Here is a 21,401-nt window from a genome sequence, read left to right on the forward strand (position 1 = left end):
GAGCACTAATGAAACTCTTTCATATCGCATTGGCAGGCGCTTTGAGCCTTGCCGCATTCGCAGGCAGCGCAATCTCGGCTGCGGCCGCCGATCTCCTGACGATCCAGCTCAAGGACGGCCCTGTCGTCGTCCAGCTGATGCCCGAAGTTGCGCCGAAGCATGTCGCGCAGATCGAAGCGCTGGCCAAGAAGGGTGCTTACGACAACGTCGTCTTCCACCGCGTCATCGATGGCTTCATGGCCCAGACCGGCGACGTCCAGTACGGCAATGCGACGAAGAGCTACGATCCGAACAAGGCCGGCACCGGCGGTTCCGACCTGCCGAACCTTCCGGCCGAATTCTCGAAGGTTCCGTTCCAGCGCGGCACCGTCGGCATGGCACGCGCGCAGGACCCGAATTCCGCCAATTCGCAGTTCTTCATCATGTTCGCTGATGGTGCTTTCCTGAATGGTCAATACACGGTCGTCGGCAAGGTCATCTCCGGCATGGAGCTTGTCGACAAGATCAAGCGCGGCGAAGGTCAGAACGGCGAAGTGAGCAACCCGGACAAGATGATCAAGGTTACGGTCACCAAGAAGTAATGTCACAGGCATGATCCCAAAAAGCTCGACGCGATTTTTGGACAGGATCATGCGCAATCAAGAAGAGAGAAGAGGAAACGAACATGGCTGAGATCAAGGATCCAGAAAACACCCTCATCCTGGAAACCACCAAGGGCCAGGTTATCATTCAGCTTCTGCCGCAGGTCGCCCCCGAGCATGTCGCCCGCATCAAGGAACTCGCCCGCGAGAAGGCCTATGACGGCGTCGTCTTCCATCGCGTCATCGATGGCTTCATGGCCCAGACCGGCGACGTGCAGTTCGGCAAGCAGGGCAGCGAAACCTTCAACCCGGGCCGCGCAGGCATGGGCGGCTCCTCCAAGCCGGACCTGAAGGCGGAATTTTCCGCGACCTCGCATATTCGCGGCACCTGCTCCATGGCCCGTTCGCAGAACCCGAACTCGGCCAACTCCCAGTTCTTCATCTGCTTCGCTGATGCTCCCTGGCTGAACAAGCAGTATTCCGTCTGGGGCCAAGTCATCTCCGGCATGGAATTCGTCGACCAGATCAAGCGCGGCGAACCGGTGAAGGATCCGGATTCGATCGTATCCGCGCGGGTTGCCGCCGACGTCTGATCGTGATTATTCCTGAAACCCGCCTCTTGCGCTTATGGCGTGAGGGGCGGGTTTCGCTTTGCCTGAATGAACTGCCTGGACGACCTGAATGCGTGTTGACCTTTTCGACTTCGATCTGCCGGATGAGCGTATCGCGCTCAGGCCCGCCGAGCCGCGCGATAGCGCGCGTCTGCTCGTCGTCGATCCAAACGATGGTGCCAACACGCTGAGTGACCATCAGGTGCGGGATCTGCCATCTTTCCTGCGCCCCGGCGATGCCATGGTTTTCAACAATACCAAGGTGATACCGGCACAGCTGGAAGGCATTCGCCATCGCGAAGGCGCGCCTGGCCAGCAGGTCTCGGCGACGCTGCATATGCGTGTCGCGCCGGATCGCTGGAAGGCCTTTGCCAAGCCCGGGAAGCGCATCAAGATCGGTGACCGCATCCAGTTCGGTCACGGCGAAAATGTCTGCGCGCTCGGTTCGCTCGACGCCACGGTCGAGGAAAAAGGCGAGGGCGGCGAGATTACCCTGCGGTTTGATCTATCCGGTCCCGCCCTCGATGAGGCGATTGCCAGCGTTGGGCATATTCCGCTGCCACCCTACATCGCTGCGAAGCGCCCGGAAGACGAGCGCGATCGCGCCGACTATCAGACGATCTATGCGCGGGAAGAGGGTGCCGTCGCAGCACCAACTGCGGGTCTGCATTTCACGCCATCCCTGTTTGCCGCACTTGATGCCATGGGCGTCGAGCGTCATTTCGTGACGCTGCATGTCGGCGCCGGTACTTTTCTGCCGGTCAAGGCCGATGATACCGATGATCACAAGATGCATTTCGAGATTGGCTATGTCGATGCCGAAACCGCCGCCAGGCTCAACGCCGTCAAGGCGAGGGGCGGGCGCATCGTCTGTGTCGGAACGACCTCGCTGAGACTGATCGAAAGTGCTGCCGCCGACGATGGCACCATCCAGCCCTGGCAGGGTGCTACCGGCATCTTCATCACGCCCGGCTACCGCTTCAAGGCCGTCGATATGCTGATGACCAATTTCCACCTGCCGCGCTCGACCCTGTTCATGCTCGTATCGGCCTTTGCGGGCCTCGATACCATGCGCGCGGCCTATACACATGCTATCGAGACGGGCTATCGCTTCTATTCCTATGGCGATGGCAGCCTGCTCTACCGGAAAGACTAGAACGAGATGAGCGAGAGCTTTCAGTTTCAATTGAAGAAGACCGACGGCGGTGCGCGCCTCGGCGAAGTTTCCATGCCGCGCGGCACGATCCGCACGCCGGCATTCATGCCTGTCGGCACGGTCGGCACCGTCAAGGCCATGTATCTCGATCAGGTGCGCGAAAGCGGCGCCGATATCATCCTCGGCAATACGTATCACCTGATGCTGCGCCCGACCGCCGAGCGTGTCGCCCGCCTTGGCGGCCTGCACGAGCTGATCCGCTGGCCGCATCCGATCCTCACCGATTCCGGCGGTTTCCAGGTCATGTCGCTGTCCGGTCTGCGTAAACTCGATGAGCAGGGCGTCACGTTCAAATCGCATGTCGATGGCAGCCTGCATCACATGTCACCGGAACGATCGATCGAGATCCAGGGGCTGCTCGATTCCGATATCCAGATGCAGCTCGACGAATGCGTCGCCCTGCCGGCAACGCCGAAGGAGATCGAACGCGCCATGGAAATGTCGCTGCGCTGGGCGGAACGCTGCAAGGTGGCCTTCGGCAATCAGCCCGGCAAGGCAATGTTCGGCATCGTTCAGGGCGGCGACGTGCCTGAGCTGCGCGTCCGCTCCGCACAGGCACTGAGCGGCATGGACCTGAAGGGCTATGCAGTCGGCGGCCTTGCCGTCGGCGAGCCGCAGGAGGTTATGCTGCGTATGCTCGAGATCACGCTTCCGGAGCTGCCGACGGAAAAGCCGCGCTATCTGATGGGGGTCGGCACGCCCGACGACATTTTGAAATCGGTCGCCCGCGGCATCGACATGTTCGATTGCGTGATGCCGACCCGCTCGGGCCGTCACGGACTGGCCTTCACGCGTCGCGGCAAGGTCAACATCCGCAACGCCCGCCACGCCGAAGACATGCGGCCGCTGGATGAGCAGTCCAATTGCCCGGCGTCACGGGATTATTCGCGCGCCTACCTGCACCATCTTGTCCGCGCCAACGAAGCGCTCGGCGGCATGCTGCTCTCCTGGCATAATCTCGCCTACTATCAGGAACTGATGCAGGGCATCCGCCAGGCGATCGCCGAAGGCCGCTTCGCTGATTTCATGGCTGAAACGATGGAGAATTGGGCGAGGGGCGATCTCGAGCCGGTGTGATTGAGCTACGATGAGGATGCACTACGCGATCTTGCTCCCATGACGATTTCGCGCTAACAGAAGCGTGTCGAAAAAGGCAGGGTTGGTTTCGGTAGGCCCAACTCCTTCCAATATGGAAGCACTGCTCCTTGCCATTGGTGATGAGAGCCCGCGACGCGGAACTTGGCCATTGTGGTCGAGTGTCTCGCGTTGACGTGGGCCGGATCGACCGACATGTCTCCGCGGGAAAGCCTTTTGGAGCTGTCATGAGACTGAACCACCTGGATCTGCATGTTCCCGATGTCGCTGCGACCCGGGATTTTTTTGTTTCCGTTTTCGGCCTGACGGAGGTGGAAACGCGGGGCGCCAATGGCCTTGCCATCCTTCGCGATGATGCCGGGCTTGAACTTGTCATCAGCCGGCCTGTCGAGAAATTCGGCGGTGCCGATACCGTTTCTGTTGGCCGCAATACCTATCATATCGGCTTCATGCAGCCCTCTCGAGAAGCCGTCGATCTGTTGTTCGAACGGGCGAAATCGAGTGGCTGCGAGATCTGGAAGCCACCTTCGGCCATACGTGGCAATTGGTCGTTTTATTGTTTTGCACCGGGGCGAATTCTCATCGAAGTCGGCTGGCGCATGGACCTTGCCCTGTTGGTAAATCATTTATTATCGATTGATTGCTATCCTTAACCAACGTCATTTTGAGCCGGCTGGAATGGACTTGCCCTAGGCAATCTCCGTTTCCGGCCGTGTTTCAAAATGAACCTGGCGACAATAAAGCATTGGGAAAAATAGCGAATCGGAATAAACGGTCCATCCGCCTTTGAAAAACGTCATTGGCTGATTTGATTGCGTGGCCGCTTGGAATTTTGAAAAAATCCGGCTAAAACGCATTCTCTTGATCGATAAGGGCTGTACTACCGAAAATAGGAGGCACTTGCCGTTGAGGGCGCAACGTAAATTCGGGGCATGTCTTTCAGGGCTATTGATTGTCGGTCTAGCGGCTACCAGCTGCACGACGACGCAGAAGACAACCCCCACCCCCAGCAAAACCACCAAGCCCATTCGTGGCGCGAAAGTAACGTACAATTACACGACGAAGGACAAGGACTGTCTCGAACGTGCAATGTACTTCGAATCGGAGCGTTCAGACCCGAGCGGTTACATGGCCGTCGGTACGGTCGTAATGAACCGCCTGACCTCCGGTGCTTATCCGCCCACGATCTGCGGCGTCGTCGCCCAGGAAAAGCAGTTCGCGCCAGGCGTGATGACCAGGGAGGTCAAGGATCAGGCAAAGCCCGATCTTGAGGTCGCTGCCTCGAAGATCCTGCGCGGCGAACGGCATCCCCAGGTGAAGGACGCAATGTTCTTCCATACCGAGGGCCTGAGGTTCCCCTACGATAACATGCACTACGTCGCTTATGCCGGCGGCAACGCGTTCTATGAGAAGCGTGGTCGCGATGGTGAATTGCAGACGCCCGCGCCGCTTCCGGCCTACGAGGTTGCGATGAATTATGTGCCCACGCAGGGTGCGCCGCAATCTCCGTTCGTCCTGCCGGAAACGCAGCCGGCGCAATCCGCTTCGTCGGTTATGGCCTTTACGCCTGTTTCCAACCCGGTGGTGACGATGCCGCAGAGTGCCGTTCTGATCCCGGCTGCGGTACCGATCCCGACACCGGCACCCACGGACATGGCAATTTCGGGACCGCTTTCGAGCGGCGAAACCACCTATACGAATACCCCAATGCCGGCATCGACGGTCGTCATTCCGCAGCCGCGCCCGGAGTTTGACGGCAACGCGCCTGCGGAAAATTCGCTTAGAATTCGCGGCTAGCACCAACTGGCTCAAACCCTCGAGCAGCGCGCTTCTTTCTCAGAGGCGCGCTGTTTTGTTTGGGATGAGCCATGTTCAGATGCCCTCGCTCGTTGCTTTTGGGAGTATCTGCACACCATTGATCTTGTAGCTGCCGTCAGGCTGACGGGTTATCTGATAGATCGCGGTCCAGTCCTTGTCGTCGGTGCCAGCGATCAGCACTTCCTGATAGACGACCGCGCCGTTGTCGATCGCGCGGCTCTTGCCGAAGGCATAATTGCCGGGATGATAGACCGGCTGATAGCTCTTCTTCACCATGGCAAAGAAGGTGTCCTTGTCCGGAAAGAGCGCCTTGATGCCGGGCGCGGCGAAGGAATAGGCCGTCGCTGCGTCATCGTGCAGAAAAGCTTCGATCTGTTGTTCAATGAGGCTCTGTGCCGTTCGAACCGGATCGTCTGCGCGGGCGGCCGGTGCGAAGGCGATGCAGCAGAGAAAAGCGGCTATGGAAAAAGCGCGCATGTTCGATCCCAGCCATATGGGAAGAGCATAGCGCGCTTTGGTATCAAGCGGAAGCGATTACTGCCAGCGGCGGAAGAGAGCACTGGCGTTGACGCCGCCAAAGCCAAAGCCGTTGGATATCGCATAGTCCATGGCCATCGGCCGCGCCTTGGCACCAACAATGTCGATACCCTCGGCCGCCGAATCCGGATCCTGCAGATTGCGGGTCGGCGGAGCGATCTGGTCGCGCAGCGCCATGACAGTGAAGATCGCCTCCATGCCGCCGGCGGCACCCAGAAGATGGCCGGTCGCGGCCTTCGTGCCACTGACGGCAATTGCACCCTCGCGGCCGAAGACGGTCTTGATCGCTTCCATCTCGCCACGATCCCCGACCTGTGTCGATGTCGCATGCGCATTCAGGTGTTTGACCTCGGCCGGCGAAATGCGAGCCTGAGAAAGGGCGGCAAGCATGGCCCGGCGCGCACCATCGCCATCTTCCGGCCCGGCAGTCATGTGATAGGCATCGGCGGCTGTGCCATAGCCGACAAGTTCGGCCAGCGGCGTAGCACCACGAGCAAGCGCATGCTCCAGCGTTTCGATCACAAGCATGCCGGCGCCTTCGCCCATAACGAAACCGTCACGACCGCTGTCGAAGGGGCGGGAGGCTTCTTCCGGCCGGTTACTGAAGCCGGTCGAGAGCGCGCGCGCTGCAGCGAAGCCGCCGAGGCTCACCTTGTCGATGCAGGCTTCGGCACCGCCGCAGATGGCAATATCGGCCTCGCCTGAGCGGATCAGCCGCGCCGCGTCGCCAATTGCCTGAACGCTGGCGGCACAGGCGGTGACCGGCGCGCCGAGCGGTCCCTTGTATCCGTAACGGATACTGACCTGGCCGGCGGCGAGATTGACAAGGAAGGATGGGATCGTAAAGGGCGACAAACGCCGCACACCTTTTGTTTCGGCCGTGCGAACCGCATCGGCGATGGCGGGAAAGCCACCGACGCCCGATGCGATGATCGTGGCCGTCCGTTCCAGAGCGCTGACGTCAGTCGGTTGCCAGCCGGCCTGCAGGATTGCCTCTTCGGCGGCCGCCATGGCGAACAGGATAAACCGGTCCATCTTTTTCTGGTCTTTAACCGGCACATAGCGGTCGGCGTCGAAGCCGGCTTCGAGGTTCTCCGCTATATCGGGAACGACACCACCGATCTTGGCGGCGAGATCACCTACCATTTCCTCAGGCAGCAATCGGAGGCCGGAACGGCCTTCGATCAGCCGTTTCCAGCTCGCATTGACACCCACACCCAGGGGAGAAACCAGCCCCATGCCGGTAACGACGATACGATCCATGTCTTGCTCCTATTGTGTCAGGCGTCGAAGCCCAGAAACCATGCTTTCATCTGGGCGATGCGGTCATGAACGGCCTCGTCGGCCGCAGGCCCAGGCACGAGGATCGTGTCTTCAGGCTGAAAGGCGCGGCCAGTGACGCGGTCGATGAGAAGCGGGTCGCGGTCTTCACCGGTATTGGCGTCGGCTAGCCGCACGGCGACCTCTTCGGCAGGCAAATGCCGGTTGCCCCAGGTGAAAAGCGCCATCAGAACCGGGAAGAAATCCCGACCCTTGTCGGTCAGCGCATATTCGTAGCGCGGCGGCCGCTCACTATAGAGACGCCGCTCGAACAAGCCTTCATCGGTTAGGTGCTTGAGCCGACGCGTCAGGATGTTCGGCGCAATTCCAAGGTTCTTCTGGAATTCGTCAAACCGGCTCAACCCCTGAAGGGCATCACGCAGAATCAGAATGCTCCACCAGTCGCCGACGCTTTCGAGCGCGCGGGCGGCTGGGCATTTGAAGGTGCTGAAGCTGGTTCTCTGCATGGGCAGGGCAGATAGCATGAGTAACTAGCATTATGCAAGTTACTATCATGAACCGGCGTGTGCGCGAAACGAGAACTCAATCTGCTGATGTGAGGCTAGATGGGAATAAGCGCGATGTGCCCGGCTGTAGCCACGCCGCGAGTTCTTAGTAAGGAGGTGCCTTGCGGGCGCGCTGGTGTTTTGCTGCCTCGGTCCACCAGGCGAGATCCTCAGCAAAACGGGGGAAAGCTCTTGCCAACGCATCGCCTCCGCTCCCGGTCGGTTTACTGTCAACGTCCAACGCCGCCGAGATATTGGCGACCGCGAGGGTGCTTGAGATGACGACCATTCCCATCTCGGAAAGGGTGCCATGCCATGAGACTGCCGCATGGGCGCCGGAAAGGCGGCCGCCGGAATAGCTGGCAATTGCCGCCGGGCGCCAGAACCACTCTTCAAGGTAATGGTCGGTCAGGTTCTTCAGCCCGGGTTGCATGCCCCAATTATATTCGCCCGTAACGAAAACGAAGGCATCGGCCACCCGGATTTTCTCGGCAAGCTGCTCCATTGCCGATGGCGCGGAACCTTTGGGGTATTCCTTGTACATCCGATCGAGCATCGGCAGTCCAACCGCCTTGGCGTCGATGAGTTCGACGGCGTTTCCGCGCTCGCGAAGTCCGGTTACGATATAATTCGCAAGACGGATGCCGACACGATCCGACCGGTAGGAACCGTAGAGAACCAGAATACTGTCGACCATTGGCGATTATGTCCTTACAGCTCGCGCGGCATGTCTGGAGCAGTTCAGCTCTTCATGGAATCTCTGAACCGCTCTATCCCATTGTTTTCAAATCAATTCTGGACGAAAACCGCCACGCACTTTTCCGCGAATTGCTTTAGGTTCGCGACTCCGCCGGCACCGAAGCGGAGACTTCCTCCTCCGGAATATCGTCGAACGACGCGTAGTTGAGATTATAGAGCTTCGAATAGAGTTTGCCATTCGCCATGAGCTGATTGTGGTTGCCGCTTTCAAGCAGCTGACCATTTTGCAGCACGATGATGCGATCGGCCTCGCGGATGGTGGCCAGACGATGGGCGATGACGAGGCCGGTGCGGCCCTCGAGCAGCTTCACCAGTGCCTTCTGGATCAGCATTTCGGTGTAGCTGTCGATATTCGCTGTCGCTTCGTCGAGTACGAGGATCTTGGCGTCAGCGACAAGGGCGCGGGCGAAGCTCACGAGCTGGCGCTGGCCGAGCGAAAGATCGCCGCCGCGCTCGCCGAGAACGGAATCGTAGCCATCCGGAAGACGCATGATGAACTCATGCGCACCGACGGCCTTGGCAGCTTCTATGACTTCCTCGCGCGTCGCCTCCGCCTTGTTATAGCGAATATTATCGAGCACAGTGCCGGTGAAGAGGAACGGCTCCTGCAACACCATGGCGATCTGGCGGCCGAGCGAATCCTGGGTGAGGGAGCGCACGTCGTGACCGCCGACCAGTACCTGGCCCTGCTGCACGTCGTAGAAACGATGGATAAGTGCCATCGAGCTCGACTTGCCCGAACCTGTGGGGCCGATCAGCGCTACGGTTTCACCCGGATTGACCCTGAAACTGACATTCTTCAGCACCGGATGCTTGGGATTGTAACCGAAGACGACGTCGCGGAACTCCACCGAGCCGTCCATGTCCCGCGAAAGCTCGACGGCATCGGGTGCATCCTTGATGTCGATGGGTACATCGAGCACCTCGGTCAGTCGCTGCCCGGACGCCATGGCGCGCTGCATGACCGAATACTGCATGGTGAGGGAGCGGATCGGGTCGAAGAAGCGCTGGATGTAGAACAGGAAGGCGACCATGATGCCGACATCGAGCCTGTGGTTCAGGACCATCGAGCCGCCGACGATGATGACGATCGCCATTGCCATGCCGGTCAGCGTATCGACGATCGGCACCATGATCTGCGCATAGCGCGCCGCCGTCAGATGCGCTTGAAGATTGGTATGCGCCTTGTCGTCGAAAAGCGAGAAGTTGACCCCTTGCCGATGCATGCCCTGAACGGCGCGCACGCCATGGATTGCTTCGGCCAGCGCGCCGTTGGTGACGGAGTTGGTCTCATGCGCGTTCATAAAGGCGAGGCGCGCCTTCGGCAGCCAGAACAGCCGCACGATGAAGAGGATCGGCATGACGGAAAGCGTCAGCAGGCCAAGACGGAAATCCAGCGACAGCATGACGATGACGATGCCGAAAAGCAGGGCTATGTCACCGACGGAAAGCACTGAAGTTTCAAGGAATTCCTGCATGGAGTTAACATCGCCCTGCAAGCGCGACATCAGGCGTCCTACTTCCGTCTTGTCCATGAAGGACAGCGAGACGCGCTGCAGATGCGCAAACATCGCCCGGCGTATGTCGAACAGCACTTCCTCCGCGACCTGGCCGACAAAGGTCTCCTGCACATAGCTCGCCCCGTAATTGACGAGAATTGCCGCCGCGAAAATTGCGAGAGACAGCCAGAGTGCCGAGTAGTCTATGGCGCCCGGTGCCATCGCATTGTCGATCGCATGCCGGATGACGAGCGGTATGATAATCTGTGATCCCGTGAACAGCAGAACGGCCGCGACCGAAATATAGATCTGGCGGCGATAGGGGCTTACGAAGGCCCAGATGCGGCGAATGATCTTGCTGTCGAAGACCTTGCCGAAGACCTCCTCTTCGACGCGGTGCGAGCCGACCACGGCACGGGGAGGGCGGCGACCATCCTCGCGCACGTCATTGCGCTCGGTTTCGGTGATTTCCGACATTGTCAAACCTCCCTTTTTGCCCTTTCGAGCGTGCCGCCACTGGATGTCCTGATGACATCGTCCTCCGGGCGAACCTGCAGATCGTAAAGCGCCTTGTATCGGCCTCCAGCGGCCAGAAGCTGCTCATGGGTGCCGCGCTCGACGATCTCGCCGTCCTCAATAAAGAGGATCTGGTCGGCATGCATGAGCGAACTCAGCCTGTGGGCGATGATCAGCGTCACGCGATCCCGCGAGAAGCGCTTCATGGCGCTACGGATGCGCTGCTCGGTTGCAGCGTCGATCGCCGCCGTGGAATCGTCGAAGACCATCACGGCCGGCTTCAGCATCAAGGTGCGGGCGATCGTCAGGCGCTGGCGCTGACCACCGGAAAGAGACACGCCGCGCTCGCCGACGACCGTGGTGTAGCCGGCGGGCAAGCCGAGAATGTAGTTGTGCAGCTGTGCCGACTCGGCGGCGCGCTCAATGCGGGTTTCCTTTGCCCAGGGATCGCCATAGGCGATATTGTTCTCGATGCTTGTCGTGAACAGGAAGGAATCCTGCTGCACGACGGCCACGTTCTGCCGCAGCGATTGCAGCGTCGCCTTGCGGATATCCTGGCCGTCGAGGGTGATCCGCCCGGCCGTGACATCATAGAAGCGCGGAATGAGGTGGGCGATGGTGGACTTGCCACTGCCGGGCGGGCCAACGATGCCGATCGTCTCGCCGCGTCTTGCCTCGAAACAGATATTCTTCAGCACCGGCCGCGTTTCCGAGCCGGGATAGTTGAAGTCGACATTCTCGAAACGCAGCGTACCGTCGGTTACGACAAGCGGCTTGGCATCCGGTGCATCCTTGATGGGAATATCGAGATCCAGCAGTGCAAACAGCCGAGAACCGCAGGTCGATGCGCGGGCGAAGGCATTCACCATCAGGCCGAGCTGGCGTACCGGCATCTGCAGGATGGTCATGAAGGTCAGGAAGGAGGCCAGCGTGCCGACGCTGATCTCGCCCGCAATGACCTTGAGACCACCCAGCCAGAGAACCAGCCCCATCGACACGAAGAAGGAGAGGTTCATGGCGCTGGTATTGATGACGCGGATGCCGACGCGCTTATGGGCCAGCGAAAGCGCGTTATGCGAGGCGCGGTCGAACTTCATGAGTTCATGCGCCTGGGCGGCGAAGGCACGGACGACGCGGATACCGCCGAGATTTTCTTCCATCACGCGCGTCAGCACCGAGAGCCGTTCCTGCAGCTCGAGCCAGGTCGAACGCAGCCGCAACTGCGTGACGGAGGAGCGCCACGCGACGAAGGGCACGAAGCTCAGGGCGAGCAGGCCGAGTGCCACATCGGTCGACAGCAGCATATAGGCGCCGACGCCGATCAGCATGGTGAGCAACACCGTGCGCACCAGGGCGGTCGAGAAATACATGCGCACGCCTTCGAGATCGAGCAGGCCTACGGTGATGAGATCGCCGGAATGGACCTTGTCGTGGAAGCTGAAGGAGAGCTGCTGGATTTTCTCGTAACAGGCGAGGCGGAGCTCATAGCCCATGTGGTGGCCGACGGATTCGCTGTAATAGTTCTGCACCATCGTGAACAGGCCGCGCAGGATGCTGACGACAAGCAGCAGCAGAGCCGTCGTCATCAAAGCATTTTCCGCGATCTGGCCAGCAGCGCCACCAGCAACCGCCGTCTGTGTCTGGTCGACGGCTCGACCCAGAAGCCTGGGGATCGTCAACTGCAACGTTGCAGCTACAAAAGTTGCTCCTATGGCCAAGCTTGTCTGCCAGGGGTGGCGCAGCGTCATATGGGTGATACGAACGATCGTCGAGAGGCCCTGGCCCCAACCGACCGCGTTGATATGCGCGCGCGAGGCCAATGGCCGCGCCGCGTTTCTTGATGAATCGCTGCTCACGCTTTTATCCAAGCACAATTAAACGAGGCGGGCCCGCAATCGGGTTCGTATCTCAGGGAAAGTATTGATAGGATGAATTTTGCCGATTCCGTGGCGACGTTCAAGAGTCAATTGGTCACAAGTCCCGCGCGAACGTTAGATTGCGTGTTCAAAAAATAATCGATGACATGTCGGGATCGAAATCGGCGGGACGTCCTTCGAGCACCAAGCAAAAAGGAGGACATCATGCGCAAGGTCATCGCAGCCACATTTATCAGCCTCGACGGCGTCATGCAGGCACCCGGCGGTCCGGATGAGGATCCGACCGGCGGTTTCAAGAATGGCGGCTGGGTATTTCCTTATTCCGACGAAGAAACCTTCAAGACACTCTTCGAAGTGTTCGAAAAGCCGTTCGATCTTCTGCTCGGGCGCAAGACCTATGAGATTTTTGCCGCCTATTGGCCCTATATCGACAATGACAATCCGGTTGCCGCGAAATTCAACAGCGTCACCAAATATGTTGCGACACGCGGTAACGGCGAGCTGAAATGGAACAAGAGCCGGTCCCTTGGCAAGGATGCCGTGGCGGCGATCAAGGAACTGAAGGCAGGCGAGGGGCCGGATCTCCTCATCCAAGGCAGCGGCGATTTCATTCAGACCTTGCTGCGCCACGGACTGATCGACGAATTCAATCTGATGATCTTTCCGCTCGTGCTGGGTAGCGGCAAGAAGCTGTTCGCCGGCGGGGCGGTTCCCGCGGCGATGAAACTGCTGCGCACACAGTCATCTCCGACCGGTGTCATCTTTGCGACTTATCAGCCGGATGGGCCGGTGAAGACAGGTTCCTTCGTCGGGCCGGATCCGTCTGAAGAGGAGATCGAGCGCCGCAAGCAGTGGAAATAGATAATCGAAGGATCGGGACGACCGGAGAATACCTTGTCACGATCACATCGCATGTCCGATCGTCTGGAATTCTCGTAGGGATTTCATGATTTCACGAAGACCTTTTGTGAGATGCTTGTCCCGGCGCAATACTATGCCGAGTTGCCGAACGAGTCTTGGTCGGAGCGGAGAGGTGACCAACAGGTCCGATTTGTCACGCCTCAGCGCCATGTCTGGAAGAATGGACCATCCGAGGCCCGCCGCGACCAGCTCCTTTATGGCCTCGACGCTGCCGAATTCCATGGCGGGCTCCGGTTGGGCTCCGCCAGTTCGGAACCAGTCATCCGTGGCGCGACGCGTATTGCCGCCTTCATAAAGCAGCAGCGCCTTGTCCTTCATGAATTCGACATCAGGTCCGCCATCCGGCATTACGCTTCCCTTGGGAGCTACCGCCAAAAGCTCGTCGTCATGGAATGGTTCGATTTCGAGGGAGCGACCGGAGGCGGGCAGGGCGACCACCGCGAGGTCGAGCGCATTGGCTTCGAGATCGTGCAGTATCTCTGCAATATTGCCGATGCGGACGATGATCTCGAGATCGGGCATGCGTTTCTTTGCAGTTGCGATGGCGCGGGGCAGCAGGTGGATCGAGGCCGTGCCGCCGCTGCCGATCCTCACGCGCCCAACCGATCCTTCGCGAAACGGCATCATCGCCTCTTCCGCCATGGAGCAGGCTTCTACGATGCGGCGCGCATGCGGAAGCAGATCGGCACCTGCCGGCGATGGCTGCGCCCGCCGGCCGACACGCTCGATTAGTCTCACACCGAGGCGCTGCTCCAGAAGCTTTACCTGCAGGCTGACGGCCGGTTGCGTCAGCCCTGCCCTGTCGGCCGCGGCGGTAAAACTGCCGAGATCGACGACGCTGATAAAGGCGGCGAGCTGATCCAGATTAAGCATTAGAAGAATTCCTTATGGATTGCATAAAGATCATAAGCTTCAATCGCTGCTAACACCAGTGCATCCTGAAGCCATGTTGATGCGGCTCAGGGAGCATGAAGATGACAATCGATATCGGTAGAGCAACGCCAGCGGCTGGTGCGGGCAGGGAACGGCGAAAGCCGGGATTTCTGCGGGCTGCGCTCAAAAGATTTCTGATCTACCTCGAAAAGCGCGAGACAAGATGGAGCCTGCGCGACCTGACCGATGATCAGCTTCACGATATCGGGATGACGCGCGCCGAAGCGCGAACCGACGTCCGCAAGTCATGGTTCTGGAGCTGAATGGCCCGAAGCTACGGGAAGGGGGAAGGTTCCGGAGAGGAGCCGCATAACTGTGCCGTTTGCACAGAGAGGGCCCATGCAGGAAGTGACTGCCGGAAGCGGACGGTCGGAGGACTTTATGCCATCCTCATCTCTGACGCGCGCGCAGCGGATTACGGCAGCAGGACCTGATCCTTGGAGCGGGCAGGGACCGGCACTCCGAATGATCTCAACCTCAGTACACAGCAAATATGTCTCATGCAGTCCTTTTTGTGGCAGCGTTCTTCTTTCCGCCATAGAGTTGTCTGATCCATCGCCTTCCAAATTCAGCGGTGCCTTCCGCCCGGATCGTCAATTCAGAGTACCAGATAGAGTTCCATGCTCAAGACAACTTCAATGCTTCTTACCGCGGCGCTTTCGGCCGTGTCTCTTCTTGGCAGTCTTTCGATAGCGCAGGCCGGTCAGGCAAGTTACGTCGTGGACGCGCGTAGCGGCCAGGTGCTGGAGGCATCGAATGAGAACGAATTGAACTATCCGGCATCGCTTACCAAGATGATGACGCTCTATCTCGCCTTCGAGGCGCTGCATGGCGGCCGCCTGACATGGGATCAGAAGCTTACCTTGTCGGAGAATGCCGAGAGCAAGGAGCCCTTCAAATTCGCGATCGGTGCTGGCCGTAAGGTGACGGTGCGCGAGGCTGTCGAAGGCATCGTCGTCCTATCGGCCAATGATGCGGCTGTCGCGATTGCCGAGCAGCTTGGCGGCTCCGAGGAGAGCTTCGGCAAGATCATGACTGCGAAGGCGCATCAGCTTGGCATGAGCAGTACTGTCTTCAAAAATCCCTCCGGCCTGCCGGATCCGGAACAGGTCACGACCGCGCATGACATGGCAACGCTGGGCATTGCGCTGATGCGCGACTTTCCGGAGGAGTTCAAACTCTTCTCGCTGCGCGGCATGAAGTTCCGTGGCATGAAGCTGCGCGGCCACAACAATCTCATGTATCGCTACGCCGGTGCCGATGGCATCAAGACCGGCTATACCGATGCCTCCGGCTATAATCTCGTGACGTCTGCAACGAAGAACGGCCGTCGCGTCGTCGGCGTGGTCATGGGGGAGAAGACCGCCCAGATTCGCGACGACAAGATGGCAAGCCTTCTGGACACTTATCTGGCCCCGGTGGCGACGACGGCCACGGTATCGACCGGCGCTCCCAAGCAAAGCTCGGCGAACTGATTTCGGCTCGATTTCAGCATTCAGCCGACCATTGATCTTTTGGCGGCTGATAAGGGGTGGCTCCGTTTCCGAAGTCGCTGCGAGGAGAAGCTAATCCCGCCGCATGACAGGGTGAGGGGGCGGGTTTCTTCGTGCAAAAATATGATGCCCCGACCGTCAACTTCACGCAAGGCTTTTTCATGGTCGATCGGTGAGAGGGCTCTCTCATGATGAATAGACGAACAGTGATTGCCGAACTGGCGGACTGCCCTATGTCTACCGTTGCTCGTTCGCTGCGCTTGTCGTGATTTGGTAGGAATCCGCGCCGAACTGCGAATTCGCATAGGCGGAGATATCTGGTTTCAGTTTGTATTCTCCGAAAATGAAGGATCCATCATTGGCCGCGACCGGTCTGATGCTCCTGTAAGATCTCGCTAGCAAATATTTCAACGCATTGGGTCAAGTTGGGAGGACCGGAATGACGTATGATGATGCACGTTTGACGCGTGAGCGCGACTTTCATAATGAACGTTTTGGTGCAGTGGAGGAGCGCAAGGAGGATTCGTTTTATTTCGCTGTCAAAGCCGCTGTGGATGCTTATTGGCGGCTGGTGAGGATGGCTTGCCCCGAAAAGGACGTGCTCGAATACGGATGCTCGAACGGCATGAGCAGCATCGGTCTCGCGCACTCCGCCAAGTGGATCACCGGTATCGACATTTCTGATGTTGCCATTCAGCAGGCCACGAATTCGGCAGCTCTCCGCGGAATCGACAACGTGACGTTCCAGGTCGATAATGCTGAGGAGATGAGCCTGCCGTCAGCGGGTTTTGATGTCGTCTTCGGCAGCGGAATCCTGCACCACCTGGTCCTCGAAAAATCGCTCAGCGAGATCCGGCGTGTGCTCAGACCCGGCGGCAAGGCCTTCTTTTTCGAGCCGCTCGGCCACAACCCCGTGATCAATCTCTATCGCAACCGGACGCCGGAGGCCCGCACGGTCGATGAGCACCCGCTCTTGAAATCCGACTTCGACATCGTGCGCCGATATTTTTCGAAGTGCGATCTGGAGTTCTTCGGGCTCGCCGCGCTTGCTTCCATTCCGTTTCGCAGGAGCCCGTTCGGCGCCGCGGTTCGGGGCACCGGCGAACAGATCGACAATCTGCTGCTCAAAATCCCAGGCGTCAGATGGCAGGCCTGGATCGTCGTTATGACACTGGAGGCGTGAGGGGCAGGCCTGTTCAATCGCGGAGAAGAGCAGGCCATTCCATGCTCAAAAATCATGGCTAATGCTGTGTGTCTGTTGCATTCGAAAATGGAACCCACCTCCGGCCGCACAAAAATCAGATAAGATAGATTATGGAACAAAAGCTGATATGGTCGCGATAAAGAGATTGCCATTTTTTTATTTCATTTCAGATAGTTGTCGAGATTTTCGAGAGTCGATTTCAAGCCCTCGTCATGATCTTTCCTGCTGATGCCATGTGGCACGTTCTCGCAAACTATGGTGACCTTCGTACCAGACGGCAGCTCCATCCACGACCATGTGATGATCATCGTACCGGCGAAGGCTGCGTCGTCGGATTCGAAATTCACCGCCTGAACGATGCGCTTGTCAGGAACGATTTCGAGGAACCGGCCGGAAACGATGTCGGTGTGTTCGGAAGATTTTCCGGGTATGGAATGATCCGCTGCATCATAGGACAGCGCCAGCCGATAAATGCCACCTGGATGTGGCTCGAAGACGTGAATGTGTCCCGTCATGCCTTTGGGCGGAAGCCAGGCGATCAATGCTTCGGGATTGACGAACGCGTCGAAGATCGCGTGTGGCGTAGCGCGGATTATTCTGGAAGCCGTATCGGTTCTTTTTGCGCCTGCTGCCTCACTCATCACGTCCTCCTGGTCGTGGGTATCGCTGCGCTTTGCGCGGCGCGGCCGATTAAATGCCCGTGGATTGCCGCTTCAGTTCGCCTTGATGCGGATCGTCATGGCTGCGATCTTCTCGGCAAGCAGCGCCGGATTGCAGGCAAAGATGCTATCCGGGCGCCCAGCCGCGCACCAGACCTGGTCGTAAGCCAATAGGCTCTGGTCCATGAAAACGGGCAGATCGACGAGATGGCCGATCGGAGCGACCCCGCCGATCGCGAAGCCGGTTTCGTCGCGAACGCGATCGATATCCGCGCGCTTCAGTCGAACACCGTACGTCGTTGCTATATATGCCGTATCGGCATTATGGCTGCCCGAAACAAGAAGCAGCGTCAATTCATGCGTGTCGGCGTTGACGAAAACCAGCGACTTGACGATCTGGCCAACGGCGCATCCGACTGCCTTGGCGGCTTCCTCGGCCGTCCGCGTCGACTGCTCCATACGCTTGATCGCAATATCCAGACCCAGATTGCTCGCCGCCAGCTCGACGCGCTCCAGGCTCGAAAGCTTTCTGCTGTCTTCGCTCATAGATCGTCATCCTCCACGTCGAGTTCGATCTGCATCTGATCGTAGGCCGGCTCGACATGATCGGGCGTTTCTGCCAGCACGGTGTCATAATCGAGTGGCGTGTGCATGTGGGTCAAGATGGCATGTTTCGGCGCCAAGCGTTCGATCCATCCAAGCGATTGTTCCAGCGATAGATGGCTCGGATGCGGCCGATACTGCAGAGCGTCGATGATCAGGACATCGAGGTCTTGAACTTTTTCTACCGATTCCGGCGGGAAATCACTGATATCGCTGCAATAAGCGAGTTTACCGATACGGAAGCCGAGCGAATGAATATCGCCGTGCAGCTGCTTGTGAGGCCAGAAACGGATCGGACCGCCCGCCCCTGCAATCGTGAAGCTTGCCTCGAGGCTTTGTATCAGCACCGGCCGCACGATCGGCGGATAGCTGCTGCCTGGCGGTGTCTCCAGACAATAACGAAAACCCTCGCGAATGCGATCCATGGTCGGCGGATCGGCATGGATCGGGATCCGCTCATGCGAGATATGGAAGAAGCCGCGCAGATCGTCGATGCCGTGAATATGGTCGGCATGGGCGTGGGTATAGAGCACGGCGTCGATGGAGCTGACGCCGGCGCGGATCATCTGCTCACGAAAATCCGGTCCCGTATCGATGACGACCGTGGTAATCCCGCCATCCGGTGCGATCTGCTCGACGAGAAACGCCGCACGTGTGCGCCGGTTCTTCGGGTTCTTAGGATCGCAATCGCCCCAATCCCCGGTAATACGGGGAACGCCCGGCGACGATGAACAGCCCAAAATGGTGAAGCGTCGCCGGTATGTCACGACGTCAGACCCTCGTCATCTTGGAGAAGCAACGGAAGGCGTTCGCCGTGGTGATTTCAGCGATATCCGCCATGCTGACGCCGATCGTATCGGCGAGCACCTCGGCGGTATTGACGACATAGGATGGCTCGTTGCGCTTGCCGCGCCAGCGCTTTGGCGCGAGATAAGGCGCATCGGTCTCGACCAGCAGCCGATCATGCGGGATGGTCTTGGCGATCTCGCGCAGCTCCTCCGATTTCGGGAAGGTCAGGATTCCGGAGAAGGAGATATAGCCGCCGAGCTCGACGCCGGTCTGGGCAAGGGCAGGGCCGGCGGAGAAGCAATGGAGGATGAAGGGGAAAGCCCCCTTCCCCGTCTCTTCCGTCAGGATCGCGGCCATATCCTCATCGGCGCTGCGGCTGTGAATGACGAGCGGCAGCTGCGTTTCGCGTGCGGCAGCGATATGGCGCAGGAAGCCGGTCTTCTGGTCCTCCGGCTTGACGGTGTCGTAGAAATAATCGAGACCCGCCTCGCCGATCGCCACGATCTTTTCGTGCTGGTTGGCCAGCCGCACGAGGTCTTCCGTCTGAATGTCCAACTCCTGGTCGGCGCTATTCGGATGGGTGCCGACCGAGCAGAAAACCGACGGATAGCGCTCGGTAAGCGCAAGCAATCCATCGAGCTTCCTGACCTTGGTCGAGATGGTGACCATCTGCTTGACGCCGACCTCGTGAGCGCGCGCGACGATCGCGTCGCGCTCCTCTTCGAAATCGGCAAAATCCAGATGGCAATGCGTATCGATCAGCATGGAAAACCTTATTCGGCGGTCGGCGCGACATAGCGCGGGAAGACTGGTTTCGGCGCTTCCAGCGGCGTTCCGGCGACGAGTCGGCCCGCCGCGCCGAGCGCCGCGAAATCGCGCTTGTCGGCAGGGATTGCAATGAGATCCAGCAGTTTCGCGGAGGATTCCGGCATGAAGGGCTGCAGCAGAATGCCGATCTGGCGCACGACATCGGCCGTGACATAAAGCACGGTCGCCATGCGGGCCGGGTCGGTCTTCTTCAGCGCCCAGGGCTCCTGGCTCGCGAAATAGCGGTCGGTTTCGGAAACCACTGCGATGATGGAAGCGAGAGCGCGATGAATGAGCTGCTTGCCCATATCTTCGCGAGTCGAGGCAAGCAGGGCATCTGCCTGATCGAGAAGCGCCTTGTCCTCGTCGGTCAGCGGACCGCATTCCGGAATCTGACCGTCGCAGTTCTTGACGATCATCGACAGGGAGCGGCTTGCAAGATTGCCGATGCCATTGGCGAGATCGGAATTGATGCGCGTGCCGATCGCCTCCTCGCTATAGCTGCCGTCCTGGCCGAAGGAGACTTCGCGCAGGAAGAAGTAGCGCACCTGGTCAAGGCCGAAATGGTTCACGAGATTGACCGGATCGACGACGTTGCCGAGCGATTTCGACATCTTCTCGCCCTTGTTGAGCAAGAAGCCGTGGGCATAGACGCGCTTCGGCAGCGGCAGCTTTGCCGACATCAGGAAGGCCGGCCAATAGACCGCGTGGAAGCGTATGATGTCCTTGCCGATGATATGAAGATCGGCAGGCCAGTATTTCGCACGGGGATTGTTGCGGTCTTCGATATAGCCGGTCGCCGTGATGTAGTTCGTCAGCGCATCGACCCAGACATACATGACGTGCGAGGGGTCGTTCGGCACCTTGATGCCCCAGTCGAAGGTGGTGCGCGAGATCGACAGATCCTTGAGGCCGGATTTCACGAAGGAAATGACTTCGTTGCGGCGTTCGGCCGGGCCGATGAAATCCGGGTTCTCTTCGTAAAGCTTCAGCAGGCGGTCCTGGTATTCGGAGAGCTTGAAGAAATAGCTTTCCTCCTGCACCCATTCGACCGGCGTGCCCTGAGGCCCGTAACGCACGCCGTCGGCGCGCAGCTCCGTTTCGTTTTCCTGGTAGTAGGCTTCGTCGCGCACCGAGTACCAGCCGGCATAGGAATCCTTGTAGATGTCGCCGGCATCGGCCATCAGGTTCCATATGTTCTGCGATGTCTCGTGGTGGCGCGGCTGCGTCGTGCGGATGAAGTCGTCGTTCGACGCGTTCAGCAGCTTGCCCATCGCCTGGAATTCGTCGGAATTGCGGTTGGCGAGCTGCTGCGGTTCCATGCCCTCGGCCCGCGCCGTCTGCTGCATCTTCTGGCCATGTTCGTCCGTACCCGTCAGAAAGAAGACGTCGCGGCCGTCGAGGCGCTGGAAGCGCGCCAGCGCGTCGGTGGCGATCAGCTCATAGGCATGGCCGATATGCGGCTTGCCGTTGGGATAAGCGATCGCGGTGGTGATGTAGAACGGAGTTTTTTCGGTCATGTCGGGCAGTGGTCCGCTTTTACTGTTGCGTCTCTGTTATTCTTGGCTCCGCTCGCTTTAGCGCATGTTTGCCGGGAGCGAAACACCAAGTTTCGCGCCCGCAGCATTCGGAAGTTGGGGATGGCGCCTTGCTTGAC

22 protein-coding genes are annotated in these 21,401 nt (G+C 59.1%); 10 read left to right on the top strand and 12 right to left on the bottom strand.

What is annotated here, in order from left to right; all coding sequences use genetic code 11:
- Nucleotides 1-8: 8 nt before the first annotated feature.
- From PH552_RS13390 to PH552_RS13415, 6 genes are all read left to right on the top strand, one after another.
- Complete coding sequence (locus PH552_RS13390) at nucleotides 9-581, top strand: peptidylprolyl isomerase (protein ID WP_112340767.1); 573 nt, start codon at nucleotides 9-11, stop codon at nucleotides 579-581.
- Between the two features lie 83 nt (nucleotides 582-664).
- Entirely contained in the window at nucleotides 665-1,174 is a 510-nt protein-coding gene (locus tag PH552_RS13395; RefSeq protein ID WP_112340766.1) for a peptidylprolyl isomerase, read from the top strand.
- 88 nt (nucleotides 1,175-1,262) lie between these two features.
- On the top strand, nucleotides 1,263-2,348 hold the full coding sequence (gene queA / locus PH552_RS13400) for a tRNA preQ1(34) S-adenosylmethionine ribosyltransferase-isomerase QueA (RefSeq protein WP_112340765.1): 1,086 nt from the start codon (nucleotides 1,263-1,265) through the stop codon (nucleotides 2,346-2,348).
- A gap of 6 nt (nucleotides 2,349-2,354) precedes the next feature.
- Entirely contained in the window at nucleotides 2,355-3,485 is a 1,131-nt protein-coding gene (gene tgt, locus PH552_RS13405; RefSeq protein ID WP_112340764.1) for a tRNA guanosine(34) transglycosylase Tgt, read from the top strand.
- Nucleotides 3,486-3,730: 245 nt separating this feature from the next.
- Entirely contained in the window at nucleotides 3,731-4,156 is a 426-nt protein-coding gene (locus PH552_RS13410) for a VOC family protein (protein ID WP_112340763.1), read from the top strand.
- A 253-nt stretch (nucleotides 4,157-4,409) separates the two neighbouring features.
- On the top strand, nucleotides 4,410-5,300 hold the full coding sequence (locus PH552_RS13415; protein WP_112340762.1) for a cell wall hydrolase: 891 nt from the start codon (nucleotides 4,410-4,412) through the stop codon (nucleotides 5,298-5,300).
- 75 nt (nucleotides 5,301-5,375) lie between these two features.
- On the opposite strand, the gene PH552_RS13420 is transcribed toward PH552_RS13415, so the two are convergent.
- The 6 genes from PH552_RS13420 to PH552_RS13445 all read right to left on the bottom strand — a co-directional run bounded on the left by PH552_RS13420 (nucleotide 5,376) and on the right by PH552_RS13445 (nucleotide 12,314).
- On the bottom strand, nucleotides 5,376-5,798 hold the full coding sequence (locus PH552_RS13420; protein WP_112340761.1) for a DUF4864 domain-containing protein: 423 nt from the start codon (nucleotides 5,796-5,798) through the stop codon (nucleotides 5,376-5,378).
- Nucleotides 5,799-5,855: 57 nt separating this feature from the next.
- The gene (gene fabF, locus PH552_RS13425) at nucleotides 5,856-7,121 is read right to left on the bottom strand and encodes a beta-ketoacyl-ACP synthase II (RefSeq protein ID WP_112340760.1); all 1,266 of its coding nucleotides are present in this window, start codon (nucleotides 7,119-7,121) and stop codon (nucleotides 5,856-5,858) included.
- A 17-nt stretch (nucleotides 7,122-7,138) separates the two neighbouring features.
- A complete protein-coding gene (locus PH552_RS13430; protein WP_112341053.1) occupies nucleotides 7,139-7,645 on the bottom strand; it encodes a winged helix-turn-helix transcriptional regulator in 507 nt (168 codons plus the stop codon).
- A 145-nt stretch (nucleotides 7,646-7,790) separates the two neighbouring features.
- Nucleotides 7,791-8,381 (bottom strand): NADPH-dependent FMN reductase, encoded by a 591-nt coding sequence (locus PH552_RS13435; protein WP_112340759.1) that lies wholly within the window; start codon nucleotides 8,379-8,381, stop codon nucleotides 7,791-7,793.
- A 136-nt stretch (nucleotides 8,382-8,517) separates the two neighbouring features.
- Nucleotides 8,518-10,419 carry an ABC transporter ATP-binding protein gene (locus PH552_RS13440; protein ID WP_112340758.1) on the bottom strand — a complete coding sequence of 634 codons (1,902 nt, stop codon included), beginning with the start codon at nucleotides 10,417-10,419 and terminating at the stop codon, nucleotides 8,518-8,520.
- Nucleotides 10,420-10,421: 2 nt separating this feature from the next.
- The gene (locus tag PH552_RS13445) at nucleotides 10,422-12,314 is read right to left on the bottom strand and encodes an ABC transporter ATP-binding protein (RefSeq protein ID WP_112340757.1); all 1,893 of its coding nucleotides are present in this window, start codon (nucleotides 12,312-12,314) and stop codon (nucleotides 10,422-10,424) included.
- 225 nt (nucleotides 12,315-12,539) lie between these two features.
- Between PH552_RS13445 and PH552_RS13450 the strand changes: the two genes are divergently transcribed.
- Entirely contained in the window at nucleotides 12,540-13,196 is a 657-nt protein-coding gene (locus PH552_RS13450; RefSeq protein ID WP_112340756.1) for a dihydrofolate reductase family protein, read from the top strand.
- 42 nt (nucleotides 13,197-13,238) lie between these two features.
- Here PH552_RS13450 and PH552_RS13455 read toward each other — a convergent pair whose 3' ends face one another.
- Nucleotides 13,239-14,129, bottom strand: coding sequence for a LysR family transcriptional regulator (locus tag PH552_RS13455; RefSeq protein ID WP_112340755.1), 891 nt, complete (start codon nucleotides 14,127-14,129; stop codon nucleotides 13,239-13,241).
- A gap of 101 nt (nucleotides 14,130-14,230) precedes the next feature.
- Here PH552_RS13455 and PH552_RS13460 point away from each other — a divergent pair, with 101 nt between their 5' ends.
- The 3 genes from PH552_RS13460 (at nucleotide 14,231) to PH552_RS13470 (ending at nucleotide 16,865) form a co-directional block, all read left to right on the top strand.
- Nucleotides 14,231-14,452 (top strand): DUF1127 domain-containing protein, encoded by a 222-nt coding sequence (locus PH552_RS13460; RefSeq protein WP_285166068.1) that lies wholly within the window; start codon nucleotides 14,231-14,233, stop codon nucleotides 14,450-14,452.
- Between the two features lie 357 nt (nucleotides 14,453-14,809).
- Nucleotides 14,810-15,664: a D-alanyl-D-alanine carboxypeptidase family protein gene (locus tag PH552_RS13465; protein ID WP_112340754.1), complete on the top strand. Its 855-nt coding sequence runs from the start codon at nucleotides 14,810-14,812 to the stop codon at nucleotides 15,662-15,664.
- A gap of 457 nt (nucleotides 15,665-16,121) precedes the next feature.
- Nucleotides 16,122-16,865, top strand: coding sequence for a class I SAM-dependent methyltransferase (locus tag PH552_RS13470; protein ID WP_112340753.1), 744 nt, complete (start codon nucleotides 16,122-16,124; stop codon nucleotides 16,863-16,865).
- Between the two features lie 182 nt (nucleotides 16,866-17,047).
- Here PH552_RS13470 and PH552_RS13475 read toward each other — a convergent pair whose 3' ends face one another.
- From PH552_RS13475 to metG, 5 genes are all read right to left on the bottom strand, one after another.
- Entirely contained in the window at nucleotides 17,048-17,527 is a 480-nt protein-coding gene (locus tag PH552_RS13475) for an SRPBCC domain-containing protein (RefSeq protein WP_112340752.1), read from the bottom strand.
- Nucleotides 17,528-17,599: 72 nt separating this feature from the next.
- Nucleotides 17,600-18,091 (bottom strand): YbaK/EbsC family protein, encoded by a 492-nt coding sequence (locus PH552_RS13480; RefSeq protein ID WP_112340751.1) that lies wholly within the window; start codon nucleotides 18,089-18,091, stop codon nucleotides 17,600-17,602.
- The gene (locus PH552_RS13485; RefSeq protein ID WP_285166069.1) at nucleotides 18,088-18,915 is read right to left on the bottom strand and encodes an MBL fold metallo-hydrolase; all 828 of its coding nucleotides are present in this window, start codon (nucleotides 18,913-18,915) and stop codon (nucleotides 18,088-18,090) included. The genes PH552_RS13480 and PH552_RS13485 overlap by 4 nt, the downstream gene beginning before the upstream one ends.
- 4 nt (nucleotides 18,916-18,919) lie before the next feature.
- Nucleotides 18,920-19,702 (bottom strand): TatD family hydrolase, encoded by a 783-nt coding sequence (locus PH552_RS13490; RefSeq protein ID WP_112340749.1) that lies wholly within the window; start codon nucleotides 19,700-19,702, stop codon nucleotides 18,920-18,922.
- 8 nt (nucleotides 19,703-19,710) lie between these two features.
- The gene (gene metG / locus PH552_RS13495; RefSeq protein ID WP_112340748.1) at nucleotides 19,711-21,264 is read right to left on the bottom strand and encodes a methionine--tRNA ligase; all 1,554 of its coding nucleotides are present in this window, start codon (nucleotides 21,262-21,264) and stop codon (nucleotides 19,711-19,713) included.
- Nucleotides 21,265-21,401 lie beyond the last annotated feature (137 nt).

The sequence above is a fragment of the Rhizobium aureum genome (genome assembly GCF_030182495.1).
Taxonomy (GTDB): Bacteria; Pseudomonadota; Alphaproteobacteria; order Rhizobiales; family Rhizobiaceae; genus Rhizobium; species Rhizobium tropici_C.

Coding starts and splice junctions, on each gene's coding strand:
- metG (WP_112340748.1), bottom strand. CDS start 21,264: ATGACCGAAAAAACTCCGTTCTACATCACCACCGCGATCGCTTATCCC.
- PH552_RS13450 (WP_112340756.1), top strand. CDS start 12,540: ATGCGCAAGGTCATCGCAGCCACATTTATCAGCCTCGACGGCGTCATG.
- PH552_RS13395 (WP_112340766.1), top strand. CDS start 665: ATGGCTGAGATCAAGGATCCAGAAAACACCCTCATCCTGGAAACCACC.
- fabF (WP_112340760.1), bottom strand. CDS start 7,121: ATGGATCGTATCGTCGTTACCGGCATGGGGCTGGTTTCTCCCCTGGGT.
- PH552_RS13455 (WP_112340755.1), bottom strand. CDS start 14,129: ATGCTTAATCTGGATCAGCTCGCCGCCTTTATCAGCGTCGTCGATCTC.
- PH552_RS13475 (WP_112340752.1), bottom strand. CDS start 17,527: ATGAGTGAGGCAGCAGGCGCAAAAAGAACCGATACGGCTTCCAGAATA.
- queA (WP_112340765.1), top strand. CDS start 1,263: ATGCGTGTTGACCTTTTCGACTTCGATCTGCCGGATGAGCGTATCGCG.
- PH552_RS13390 (WP_112340767.1), top strand. CDS start 9: ATGAAACTCTTTCATATCGCATTGGCAGGCGCTTTGAGCCTTGCCGCA.
- PH552_RS13420 (WP_112340761.1), bottom strand. CDS start 5,798: ATGCGCGCTTTTTCCATAGCCGCTTTTCTCTGCTGCATCGCCTTCGCA.
- PH552_RS13460 (WP_285166068.1), top strand. CDS start 14,231: ATGACAATCGATATCGGTAGAGCAACGCCAGCGGCTGGTGCGGGCAGG.
- PH552_RS13490 (WP_112340749.1), bottom strand. CDS start 19,702: ATGCTGATCGATACGCATTGCCATCTGGATTTTGCCGATTTCGAAGAG.
- PH552_RS13470 (WP_112340753.1), top strand. CDS start 16,122: ATGACGTATGATGATGCACGTTTGACGCGTGAGCGCGACTTTCATAAT.
- PH552_RS13465 (WP_112340754.1), top strand. CDS start 14,810: ATGCTCAAGACAACTTCAATGCTTCTTACCGCGGCGCTTTCGGCCGTG.
- PH552_RS13410 (WP_112340763.1), top strand. CDS start 3,731: ATGAGACTGAACCACCTGGATCTGCATGTTCCCGATGTCGCTGCGACC.
- PH552_RS13440 (WP_112340758.1), bottom strand. CDS start 10,419: ATGTCGGAAATCACCGAAACCGAGCGCAATGACGTGCGCGAGGATGGT.
- PH552_RS13430 (WP_112341053.1), bottom strand. CDS start 7,645: ATGCAGAGAACCAGCTTCAGCACCTTCAAATGCCCAGCCGCCCGCGCG.
- tgt (WP_112340764.1), top strand. CDS start 2,355: ATGAGCGAGAGCTTTCAGTTTCAATTGAAGAAGACCGACGGCGGTGCG.
- PH552_RS13435 (WP_112340759.1), bottom strand. CDS start 8,381: ATGGTCGACAGTATTCTGGTTCTCTACGGTTCCTACCGGTCGGATCGT.
- PH552_RS13480 (WP_112340751.1), bottom strand. CDS start 18,091: ATGAGCGAAGACAGCAGAAAGCTTTCGAGCCTGGAGCGCGTCGAGCTG.